The following is an 11,506-nucleotide window of genomic DNA, read 5'->3' on the forward strand; positions in this document are numbered from 1 at the left end:
ACCGACAGGCCGTGCAGGTAGAGATAGTCCTGGTAGCGGTTGCCCTCGAACCAGTCGCGCGCGATGTCGGAGGCCTTGGAGCCCATGGTGACGACCTGCAGGCCGATCACGTCGCGCTCGGCATCGTCGATATCTCGGAAATAGTCGCTGAGGCACTTGCCGTCCGGGCCGGCCTGGCGCGGCAGCTTGAAGCGGCAGACCTCGGTGCCGCCATTCTCGCCGAACAGCACAACATCATTACCCTCGGCGGCGGCCTGCCAGTAGCCATAGACCGCCTGCGGCACCAGGATATCCTCCTGCTCGCAAGTCTCCAGCACGCGCTTCAGGATCGGCTTCAGCTCCTGCTCGGCATATTTGCGATATTGCGCGCGGGTGCGGCCGCTTTTGCGGAAGCCCCACTGGAACTGGTACAGCGTCATCTCGTTCAGATAGGCCAGCACCGTGCGCACCGGCACGCGGGCGATGACGCGGGAACCCCAGAAGGGCGGCTCAGGCACCTTCACGCCGTCGGCCAGCGCATGGCGGCGGGCGCGGGCGGCGTCCTTGTCCAGCGCATCGTCGTTCGCGGCCTTGGAGGTCTTGCCCGGCGCGCGTGAGCTGGTGGCGCGGCTGGTGCGCTTCTCCCGCTCTTCCTGCAGGAAGGCGTCGAAGCCGCCATCGATGACCTTGTTCATCAGGTTGAGACCGTCGAAGGCATCGCGGGCATAGGCGACCTGGCCGGTGCCGTAGGATTGCGCGCAGTCGGTCTCGACATAGTTGCGGGTCAGCGCGGCACCGCCCAGCATCACCGGCGTCTTCATGCCGAGGCGGGTCATCTCCTCCAGATTCTCGCGCATGATGACGGTCGATTTCACCAGCAGGCCGGACATGCCGATGGCGTCGGCCTTATGCTCCTCGGCGGCCTGGATGATCGTCGCGATGGGCTGCTTGATGCCCAGATTGACGACCTTGTAGCCATTGTTGGTGAGGATGATATCGACCAGATTCTTGCCGATATCGTGCACGTCGCCCTTCACCGTGGCCAGCACGATGGTGCCTTTTTCCTGGCCTTCCACCCGCTCCATATGCGGTTCCAGATAGGCGACGGCGGCCTTCATCGTCTCCGCCGATTGCAGCACGAAGGGCAGCTGCATCTTGCCGGCGCCGAACAGCTCGCCCACCACCTTCATGCCGTCCAGCAGGTAGGTGTTGATGATGTCGAGCGGCGGATGCGACTTCATCGCCTCGGCGAGGTCGTCGTCCAGCCCCTTGCGGTCGCCGTCGATGATGCGTTCCTTCAGCCGTTCCTCGACCGTCTCGGCGCGCTTCTTCTCCACCTTGGCGGCGGACTGCCGTCCCTCGAACAGCGCCATGAAGGCCTGCAGCGGGTCATGGCCCTCCGCGCGGCGGTCAAAGATCAGATCCTCGGCGGCCTTCACCTCATTCTCGGGGATCTGGTGCAGCGGCATGATCTTCGAGACATGCACGATGGCGCCGGTCATGCCGCGCTTCACCGCATGATCGAGGAACACCGAGTTCAGCACATGGCGGGCCGCCGGGTTGAGGCCGAAGGAGATGTTGGAAAGGCCCAGCACGATCTGGCAATCCGGCAGTTCCTGCGCGATGCGCTCGATGGCTTCGAGCGTCCACAGCCCCAGCTTGCGGTCATCCTCGTTGCCGGTGCAGATGGTGAAGGTCAGCGGGTCGAACATCAGGTCGGAGGCCGGCAGCCCGTGCTTCACGCAGGCGAAGTCGTGCAGGCGCTTGGCAACCTCCACCTTGCGCTCGACGGTCTTGGCCATGCCTTCCTCGTCGATGGTCAGCGCGATCACCGCGGTACCGAAGCGCCGGGCGAGTTCCATGCGCTTTTCCGCCGGCTCCTCGCCATCCTCGAAATTGATCGAGTTCAGGATCGCCTTGCCGCCATAGAGCTTCAGCGCCGCTTCCAGCACGATCAGCTCGGTCGAATCGATGACCAGCGGCGAATCGACGGAGCCGCGCATCCGGCTGACCACCTCGGTCATGTCGGCCACCTCGTCGCGGCCGACGAAGGCGGTGCAGACATCCAGCGAGTGGCTACCCTCGCGCACCTGGTCGCGGCCCATCTCGACGCAGCCGTCCCAGTCGCCGGAATCCTGCAGCTCGCGGAATTTCTTGGAGCCGTTGGCGTTGCAGCGCTCACCGATGGCGAAGAAGGCATTCTCCTGCCGGAGCGCCACGGGGCCATAGAGCGAGGCGACGGACGGCGTCCAGAGCGGGCTGCGGGTCTTCGGGCGCGGGCGGTGATGGCTGCCGCCTTCCTCCGCCGCCAGCCGGCGCAGCATGGCGTCCAGCGCCTGGATATGCTCGATCTGCGTGCCGCAGCAGCCGCCGACGAAGCTGATGCCGTCCTCACGCAGGAAACGCTCCAGCCAGGTCGCCAGTTCGGGTGCGGCCAGCGGATAGACGGTCTGGCCATCGACCAGCTCCGGCAAGCCGGCATTGGGCTGGATCGAAATGCGGCCGTGCCAGTTCTCCGCCAGCCAGTGCACATGCTCGGCCATTTCCTGCGGGCCGGTGGCGCAGTTCAGGCCGATCACCGGCACGTCCAGCGCATCGATGATGGTGGCGGCGGCGGCGATATCGGTGCCGACCAGCATGGTGCCGGTGGTTTCCACCGTCACCTGCACCATGATCGGGATGTCGGCCTTGGCCTCGCGGTTGGCGCGCTTGGCGCCGTTCACCGCGGCCTTCACCTGCAGCGGGTCCTGGCAGGTCTCGATCAGGAACGCGTCGATGCCGCCCGCGATCAGCCCGGCCGATTGCAGGGCGAAGGCGTCTTCCAGCGGCTGATAGGCGATATGGCCGAGCGAGGGCAGTTTGGTGCCGGGGCCGATGGAGCCCAGCACGAAACGCTCGCGCCCGTCATCCTTGAAGCGCTCAATGGCTTCGCGCGCCAGGATGCCGGCCGTGCGGTTCAGCTCGAACGCCTCGTCCTGCAGGTCGAATTCCGCCAGCGTGATCGGCGAGCCGCCGAAGCTGTTGGTCTGCACCGCGTCGGAGCCGGCCTCCAGATAGCCCGCATGAATGTCGCGCACCAGGTCGGCGCGGCTGCGGTTCAGGATTTCGGTGCAGTTCTCGCAGCCGAGATAATCCTTATCGACATCCAGGTCGGCTGCCTGCACGCGGGTGCCCATGGCGCCGTCGCCCAGCAGGACCCGCTCTTCCAGTGCCTTCAGAAAGCGTGACATTCCCCAATTCCTTTTTTGTCGTTCACGCAACCGGGGCTGGTGCCGCAGTTCGCGCACCAAGCCCCAGCACGCGGCAGATCGCCAGCGTCAGCTCGGCCCGGTTCAGCGTATAGAAGTGGAAATCCTCGACCCCGTTTTCACGCAGCTTCTCGCACAACTTCACCGCGACGGTGGCGGCGACGAGCTGGCGCGTGTCGGGTTCGTTGTCCAGACCCTCGAACAGGCCGCCCATCCAGGCCGGCACGGCCGCGCCGCAGGCTTTGGCGAATTTGCAGACCTGGCCGAAATTGGTCACCGGCAGGATGCCCGGCACGATCGGCACGGTGATGCCGGCCTTGCGGGCGTTTTCCAGGAACCGGCAATAGGTGTCGGCCTCGAAGAAGAACTGGGTGATGGCGCGGGTCGCCCCGGCGTCGATCTTGCGCTTCAGATTGTCGAGGTCGGCCTGCAGGCTGGTGGATTCCGGATGGCGTTCGGGATAGGCGGCGACGCTGATCTCGAAATCGGCGATCCGCCGCAGGCCACTTACCAGATCGCTGGCATAGGCATAACCATCGGCGCGCGGCGTGTAGGGGCCGAGGCTGCCCGGTGTGTCGCCCGGCGCGTCGCCGCGCAGCGCCACGATATGCCGCACGCCGATATCCCAGTAGGAGCGGGCGACCGTATCCAGCTCGTCCCGGCTGGCATTCACGCAGGTCAGGTGCGAGGCCGGCACGAGGTCGGTCTCGGCCAGCAGGCGCGCGACGGTGGCATGGGTACGCTCGCGGGTCGAGCCGCCGGCGCCATAGGTCACGGAGACGAAATTAGGACGCAGCAGGGCGAGACGCTGGATCGCCCGCCACAGCGACTCCTCCATTGCCTCGGTCTTCGGCGGGAAGAATTCGAAAGACAGGTTCCCGCTCATGGCCGGTTTCCTTGGATACTTTGTAATGCGGGTGGTTTCTGCGCCAGCCAGAAGCCGACGGTCAGCGGCGTGCCGGAAAGGCTGTCCACGGTGCTGACAGTCAGACCCGCGGCGCTGCACCAGCTGGTGATTTCCTCATTGGCGAAGCCGGGCCAGCGATGGGCGTGTTCCTTCAGCAGGTCAAGCTCCTTGTGCGGTGTAAAATCCACCACCAGCAGGCGGCCGCCGGGACGCAGCACGCGGGCTGCCTCGGCCAGCACCTCGCCCGGCCGCTCGGCATAATGCAGCACCATGTGCAGGATCGCGGCATCGACCGACGCCCCGTTCAGCGGCAGCTGGTACATGTCCGCCTGGCGCACCGCACAGTTCGACAGGCCGCGATTCTCCAGATTGACGCGGGCGACCGCCAGCATCTCGCGGGACTGGTCGATGCCCATCGCATGGCCGACGCCCGGGCCATAGAGATCGAGGATGCGGCCGGTACCGGTGCCGATATCGAGCAGGTCGCCAATGCCGTCCGGCGGCAGCAGGGAGAGCAGCTTGCGCTCGACCTCGCGGGGGTCGGCGTGCAGCGCGCGCAGCTTGTGCCATTCGGCGGCATTGCGGCGGAAATAGGCGGCGGCGGCCTCGGCGCGCCCGCGCTTGATCGCGTCCAGCCGTTCGGCATCCAATGCGAACAGCGGGTCGGCGTCGGGCACCAGCCCGGTCAGCGTTTCGCCCAGTTGCGCGCCTGGCCCGGTTTGCGCCAGACGGTAATAGGCCCAGGTGCCTTCACGCACGCGCACCAGCAGGCCGGCCTCGCACAGCAGCTTCAGATGGCGCGAGACGCGCGGCTGGCTCTGCCCGACGATCTGCATCAGGTCGCTGACGGTCAGTTCTGCCCGCGCGCACAGCGCCAGCAGGCGCAGGCGGGTTGGCTCCGCGGCGGCGCGCAGCCCTTCCAGCAGGAAATCCGCCGACAGGGCGGCGGTGCTTTCAATATCGATATCCGGGCGAAGACGGGGCTGCGCCATGCGTGTTCCAGTTCACATAAAAGATACAGACATAAAGATATATTTATATTTTAGCGTCAACTGGATTCTGCGCCGGCGACTGTTGCGCACTGTCGATTAAGAAAGCGGCAAATCCTGCAACGGTATGCTGGTAAAGCGCTATTTCTGCAACACCTGTGACGGAATCTCTTCCGCTGTTCCCCGGCTGACATTGGACATGGGGGCTGTCTGTGCTACCTGCTTTTCTGTGTGCGAACCGAAACAGTTCGTTACAAAAGGTAATTTGAGGCAATAGTCCGGGACTGATAAAAGGTCTCAATGGACAAAAAGACAGCGCCGGCAGGATTGCCGACGCTGTCTTTGCGAGGAGCATCACAGTAGGGTGCTAAAAGGCGGTACCGATGGCCGCTCGTTTTGGAAATGAGGCAGTAGGCATGACGCTTGGGACGTGGCGTTTCTTGGCAGGCAGGGCGACCGCGCTGTCCGGTCTTCTCGCCGTTGGCCTGTTGGCCGGTTGCGCGAACATGGCCGACGAGGGGCGCGCTGAGGCGAACGATCCGCTGGAGATTCCCAACCGGTTCGTGTTCGCGCTGAACGAGACGGTCGATACCTTCGTGCTGCGCCCGGTGGCGGTGACCTACCGCGACTGGATGCCGGAGCCGGGCAAGGACATGGTCCGCAACCTTGTGGACTATCTCACCAGCCCGGTCATCTTGGCCAACGATGTCTTCCAGGGCGAGTGGGAGCGCGCCGGCGTGACCAGCAAGCGCTTCTTCCTGAACAGTTTCTCGGCCGGCCTTTACGATGTCGCCGCGCTTGAGGGCTATGAGAAGCACAGTGAGGATTTCGGCCAGACCCTCGCCGTTTATGGCGTGCCGGAAGGCCCCTATCTGGTGCTGCCGCTGATCGGCCCGTCGAACCCGCGCGACGCGGTGGGCCTCGCCGTGGACATGGTGCTGGATCCGCTGAACTGGTACGCCTGGAACACCGACCGTGAGTGGATCGGCTATTCCCGTGCCGCCGCCAATGCCGTCGATGCCCGCGCGCGCAGCATCGAGGCGCTGGACGATGTGAAGGCCAATAATTTCGATTATTACGCGGCGATCCGCAGCTTGTACCGGCAGCGCCGTGATGTGGAAATCCGCAATAATCGCGGCACAGATGGCGGTTCGGCCACATCGCCGTTCCGCGATTACGTGCCGGGTGGCAAGGACGCTGCCACAAAATAGCCTCTGCGCCGTTTTATCAAGGCAACGAGACAACAGGGTTGAACGGATGACCGCGATTTCTTTCAGGACGACGGTTCTTGCCGTCTTCATGGCCATTGGCTTGTCAGCCGGGACCGCTCTCGCCGATGGCGTCGATGCCGCCAAGGGGTTCATCCAGACCCTCGGCGACAAGGCCGTCAGCACGATTGCCGCCACCCAGCAGGACGAGGAGGCGCGGCTGCGGCAGTTCCGCAGCCTGCTGAACGATAATTTCGATGTGCCGGGTATCGGGCGCTTCGTGCTGGGGCGTTACTGGCGCGTGGCGACGCCCGAGCAGCGCGACGAATATCTGAAGCTGTTCGAGGAAAGCATCATCCGCACCTATGCGCGTCGCTTCTCCGACTATTCGGGCGAGACGATCGCGGTCGAGAAGGCGCGGAAGGATGGCGAGGATTTCATCCTGGTCGACAGCGTGATCCAGCGCCCGACCGGCGGCCCGGTGGCGGTAACCTGGCGCCTGCTGGGGCAGGGCAAGGACTTCAAGATCGTCGATGTCGTGGTGGAGGGGGTGAGCATGAGCGTCACCCAGCGCTCCGACTTCGCCTCGGTGATCCAGTCGGGCGGCGGCAATATCGAAGCGTTGCTGAAGGTGATGCGCGAACGGCTGGGGAAAGCCTGACGCTTCCCTGATCCGCCTTACCTACCGGATGCGTGAGGCGTAGCTGTTCGCCCGGCGCTGCCAGTTCGGCACGCCTACCACGCGATAGACACGACCGGAGGCGGCCAGCAGGGCCGCCGCCGTCATATTGTCCGAGCCGACATTCATCATACCCAGCATGAACAGGCAGTCCGCCTCGGCCAGCGCATCGCCGATCTGCTGGTAGAAGTTTCGTGCCTCGGTATAGGCCTCCATCGCGGCGGCCAGCCGTCCCGACTTCGATTCGAGGTCGCCGATGGCGCGCAGCGCTGCCCCCGCGCCGGCCCCGTCGCCCAGCTGTTCGTAGAAGCTGCGGGCATAGGCAAAGGTCACCCGGGCGCCATCGGTATTTTCCATCAGGAACTCGGTCTGCCCCATCGCCAGCAGCGTCTGGGCCTGATCCTTGGTGTCGCCGGCCGAGCTGTAGAAGCCATAGGCATCCTTGAACAGCTGGCGGGCCTGGCGCTGATTGTTGCGCAGCCGGTGGATCTGCCCCTGGCCTTTCATCGCGTCGCCGATCAGCCCCTTGTCCTGGGCGTCGTGGGCCAGCTTTACCGCGCGGTCAAAATGCTGCGAGGCCTCGTTCAGCCGGCCCAGCATGCGTTCCATTTCGCCCAGCCCGATCAGCAGCCGTGCCAGATCGGCCTTTTCCTTCGGGTCGGTCAGCATGCCGGAGGCCGCCGCCCCGATCTGCCGCGCCTGCTCGAACCGGCCCGGTGCCCGGCGCAGGTCGCCACGTCCGGACAATAGCGAGCCGTCGCCGATGCGCCGCCCGGCGCGCTGCATCAGCGCGGCGCCATTCAGCAGGCTGGTGCGGGCTTCCATCTGGCGTTCCATCATGCGCAGCAGCTCGTACATGACGATGCGGACCACACCCTCGCCGACGAAGTCGCCGCAGCGGCGGTAGAGGCTGATTGCCCGCTCGTAGCGCACCTGGGCGTCGGGCATGTCCCGCTTCTCGCGCGAGAGATCGGCCCGGCGGGTCAGCGCATGCGCCTCGCCCAGCTTGTCGCCGCTCTGCGCGAAGCTGATGCGTGCCTGGTCGAAGCTGGCGGCGGCATCCTCCTGCTTCAGCTGCTTCACCGCCACTTCGCCGATGCCGATCAGCACATTGCCTTCGCCCATATAGTCGCCGGCCTGCTTGTAGCTGGCCCGCGCCTCGACATAGCGCTGGGCAGCTTCGTCCAGCGCATTACCGAAATAGGCGATATCGCCCAGTGCCTGCAGGATGGCGCCGCGTTCCTGGTGCAGCTTTCCCTCGGGCAGCCCATCCAGCGCCTGCTGATACAGGGTCTGCGCCTCGGCCAGATTGCCCCTGGCCATCGTCAGCTCGGCGCGGCCGACAAGCACCTGCGCAATGCCAAGCTCGTCCTCGCTCTCCTTGAACTGGGAGAGGGCCTCCTCATAGAAGCTGCTGGCTTCGGTGTCATGTTCCAGCAGCTTCGCGCCCTCGCCCTGCACCCAGCTGCGCCCGGCGGCGGATTGCAGGCCGGTACTCAGCTTGCCGCCGCTCATCAGCGCGTCGATGCCGCCCTCGCGTTCCAGGCCGCGTGTCGTCACCACATCGACGAGAATGCTGCCGCAACCGAGCAGGAAGGTCGCCCCGGCGACGATATGCTGATAGGTCTCGGGCTTGCCGAGCGTCAGGAAATAGCTGCTGCCAGCCGCCGCGAGCGCCCCGCTGAACATCAGCGAGCGGCGCACCAACCTGTTCCGTCTTTTCTGGCGGGCCGACCGGCGGGCGGGTGATCTCAACGACTCATCCTCGGCTACAACACCGTTTTGGTGCTGACCAGATTTCTATAGGCAGGCACCATCGGATTAAAAGGAAAAATTTTATATAATTTTCTTTTCCTAGCTTGCCATCGTCCGTGGCCTGGTCAACCAGCGATAGACCGGCAGCAGCAGCATGGGAAGCAGATATATCGGCAACTGGCCGATAGCGAAATAGAGGAACAGGTCAGGATCGACCGCGCTGCCCAGAGCGGCAGTCAGCAACGCCAGGTTGCGGTTGCCCGCGACAAGGCCGAGGGTGGTGCGCGGAATTGCATCCAGCCGCCAGAAGCCCAGCATAGTCAATGCCTGGAGGCCGAGATTGACGGCAAAGACGGCGGCCACGAAGGTGGCGACGAAGGCTGGTTCGGCGATGGCGCGCGCGGCGATGCCGTCCATGGTGGCGATGGCGAAGATGATCATCAGCACCACCAGCCCGCCATCCAGATGGTGCTTCAGCTCAGCTATGCGCGGTGTCCCGGCGCGCAGGCGGATCAGCATGGCAAGGCCGAAGGCGCCGCCGATCAGCAGCGCCAGGCGCAGCATCAGGTCGATGGCGCCGACCGCGAGGTCGATCCCCAGCAGGGCGAAGGCCAGCGACGGCAGCACCACCGGATAGATGAACATCGCGGCGACCACGACGATCAGCGCCAGCGCACCGTCCAGCCCGGCGAACAGCGCCAGTGCCGGCGCGGTCAGCAGCGGCGGGGCGGCGGCATACAGCACCATCGCCATCTTCAGCCCCGGCGGCAGGTCCAGCGGGGCGACCAGCAGCGCCATGACTGCCGGGCACAGGATCATGACCCAGCCCAGCGACAGGGTCAGCCGCGCCGGGCTGCGCATGTGCCCGCCGACGGTCGGCCAGTCGATGCGCAGCATGGTGATGACCAGCATGCAGAACACGCTGGGCGTCAGCAGCGGACGGACGAAGGCGGCCAGGTCCGGCAGGGCCAACCCGATGAAGATGCCAAGCGCAAGGATGAGGGGGGCACGCCGGCCAAGCGACGCGAGGAAGCGGGTGATCATGATGGGGCGAGTGTAGGTTCACGCTAGGCAGGCCGGCAAGCACGCCCTAGCATAGCCGATATGACTGATCTGACGACTGCCGGCTCTACGCCTGGCACGCTCCATCACGGTACGGTGCTGCCGGAATGGATCGACAATAACGGCCACATGAACCTCGCCTATTATCTGATGGCGTTCGACAAGGCACTGGACGATTTCACCGATGCCATCGGCTTTACCCGCGCCTATCGGGCCGAACATCAGAGCGGCATTTTCGTCGTCGAGACGCACCTGACCTATGGCCAGGAACTGCTCGAGGGAGAGGCCTTCCGCGTGGAGACGCGCGTGCTCGGCATCGACGGCAAGAAGCTGCATCTGTTCGAGCGCATGGAGCGGGCCTCGGACGGCGCGCAGGCGGCGACCTGCGAGATGATGATCCTGCATATGGACATGCAGAGCCGGCGCAGCGCACCGTTTCCGGCCCCCATTCTTGCCGGATTGATGGAATTGGAGCAAAAAGCCGCCGAACGAACCCTGCCGCCGGAGGTTGGCCGGTCCATCGGCATCGGCCAGCGACGTCCACGCTAGAAACCGGCGGCGGAAACGCTAGAGTAGAGCCGTGTAGGACTTCGCCAAAGTGGTGGCGGATGGAAGGGGAGCGGTCGGAGTGTCAGTGACGTCAATCTTGCAGACCCAGGAATTTGCCAATGCGGCCTTCGAATCGATGCGCCAGCACGGTATTCCGCCCTCGCCGGAAAACTTCACCATCTGGTTCCATTACCATTCGGACACCTATGGCGACCTGACCCGGTTGGTGGACAAGCGCATCCAGGATGCGGAGCCGTTCGACGAGCAGCATAATGATGAGCTTTATGCGCGTTTCTTCGGTGGCGACCAGCGCAAGATCACGCTGGGCGCGGCAGCCGGCACCGAACGCATCCTGCAGGAGGTGCTGTCCAAGATCAGTACCGCCAAGACCAATGTCGCCGGCTACGCCGCTTTCCTGCAGGACACATCGGAAGCGCTCGGTGGCGATGCCGGTGTGCGGAATATCGAGACGCTGATCTCCGCCCTGATCGAACAGACCGGCGTGATGCAGAAGCGCAATGAGGTGCTGGAGCGAGACCTGCAGAAATCCACCGAACAGGTGGTCATCCTGCGCCGCGACATGGAGGCGATCCAGCGCGATGCGCAGACCGACGGTCTGACGAACATCGCCAACCGCAAACGCTTCGATGCGACGTTGCGGGAAGCCGTCGCCGCGGCGGAGGTCGATGGCAAGCCGCTGTGCCTGATCCTGGCCGACATCGATCACTTCAAGAAGTTCAACGACCTCTATGGTCACCAGATGGGCGACCAGGTGCTGAAGCTGGTCGGGCGCACCCTGCGCGACTGCATCCGCGATGGCGACCTGCCCGCCCGTTTCGGCGGGGAGGAGTTTGCCGTCATCCTGCCGAATGCCGATCTGGCGGAGGCGGCGGAGATCGGCGACCGCATCCGCAAGACCATCGCCACGCGGCGCATCGTCCGCCGCGACAGCAAGGTCGAGCTGGGCGCGATCACCACCTGCATCGGCGTTGCGCTGTATCAGAAGGGTGAGCCGATTCCCGCGCTGATCGACCGCGCCGACGAGGCGCTTTATGTCGCCAAGCGGACCGGCCGCAACAAGGTCGTCACCGAAGAGCAGATGAACGATCCGGACCGGAACGCATTTTGAG

General features: G+C 64.8%; 9 protein-coding genes. 4 read left to right on the forward strand and 5 right to left on the reverse strand.

Annotated features, from left to right (window positions below):
- The 3 genes from metH to MK313_RS11700 form a co-directional block, all read right to left on the reverse strand.
- The coding region (gene metH, locus MK313_RS11690) for a methionine synthase (protein WP_287781753.1) at nucleotides 1-3,209 on the reverse strand (3,209 nt) is incomplete at its 3' end.
- Nucleotides 3,210-3,231: 22 nt separating this feature from the next.
- The gene (gene metF / locus MK313_RS11695; RefSeq protein WP_008943851.1) at nucleotides 3,232-4,113 is read right to left on the reverse strand and encodes a methylenetetrahydrofolate reductase [NAD(P)H]; all 882 of its coding nucleotides are present in this window, start codon (nucleotides 4,111-4,113) and stop codon (nucleotides 3,232-3,234) included.
- Nucleotides 4,110-5,126, reverse strand: coding sequence for an ArsR/SmtB family transcription factor (locus MK313_RS11700; RefSeq protein ID WP_287781756.1), 1,017 nt, complete (start codon nucleotides 5,124-5,126; stop codon nucleotides 4,110-4,112). Before MK313_RS11700 ends, metF begins: the two co-directional genes overlap by 4 nt.
- A 437-nt stretch (nucleotides 5,127-5,563) precedes the next feature.
- Here MK313_RS11700 and MK313_RS11705 point away from each other — a divergent pair, with 437 nt between their 5' ends.
- Nucleotides 5,564-6,334 carry a VacJ family lipoprotein gene (locus MK313_RS11705; RefSeq protein WP_287781758.1) on the forward strand — a complete coding sequence of 257 codons (771 nt, stop codon included), beginning with the start codon at nucleotides 5,564-5,566 and terminating at the stop codon, nucleotides 6,332-6,334.
- Nucleotides 6,335-6,380: 46 nt separating this feature from the next.
- The gene (locus tag MK313_RS11710) at nucleotides 6,381-6,992 is read left to right on the forward strand and encodes a phospholipid-binding protein MlaC (protein ID WP_008943854.1); all 612 of its coding nucleotides are present in this window, start codon (nucleotides 6,381-6,383) and stop codon (nucleotides 6,990-6,992) included.
- Between the two features lie 21 nt (nucleotides 6,993-7,013).
- Here the strand turns inward: MK313_RS11710 and MK313_RS11715 are convergent, their stop codons facing one another.
- The gene (locus tag MK313_RS11715) at nucleotides 7,014-8,765 is read right to left on the reverse strand and encodes a tetratricopeptide repeat protein (RefSeq protein ID WP_287781761.1); all 1,752 of its coding nucleotides are present in this window, start codon (nucleotides 8,763-8,765) and stop codon (nucleotides 7,014-7,016) included.
- Between the two features lie 99 nt (nucleotides 8,766-8,864).
- Entirely contained in the window at nucleotides 8,865-9,809 is a 945-nt protein-coding gene (locus tag MK313_RS11720) for a hypothetical protein (protein ID WP_287781763.1), read from the reverse strand.
- Between the two features lie 60 nt (nucleotides 9,810-9,869).
- Between MK313_RS11720 and MK313_RS11725 the strand changes: the two genes are divergently transcribed.
- Both MK313_RS11725 and MK313_RS11730 read left to right on the forward strand, forming a co-directional pair.
- A complete protein-coding gene (locus tag MK313_RS11725) occupies nucleotides 9,870-10,376 on the forward strand; it encodes a thioesterase family protein (protein ID WP_287781765.1) in 507 nt (168 codons plus the stop codon).
- Between the two features lie 85 nt (nucleotides 10,377-10,461).
- The gene (locus MK313_RS11730) at nucleotides 10,462-11,505 is read left to right on the forward strand and encodes a GGDEF domain-containing protein (RefSeq protein WP_287781767.1); all 1,044 of its coding nucleotides are present in this window, start codon (nucleotides 10,462-10,464) and stop codon (nucleotides 11,503-11,505) included.
- Nucleotide 11,506: the final 1 nt, after the last annotated feature.

The sequence above is a fragment of the Oceanibaculum sp. genome, from assembly GCF_022449305.1.
Taxonomy (GTDB): Bacteria; Pseudomonadota; Alphaproteobacteria; order Oceanibaculales; family Oceanibaculaceae; genus Oceanibaculum; species Oceanibaculum indicum.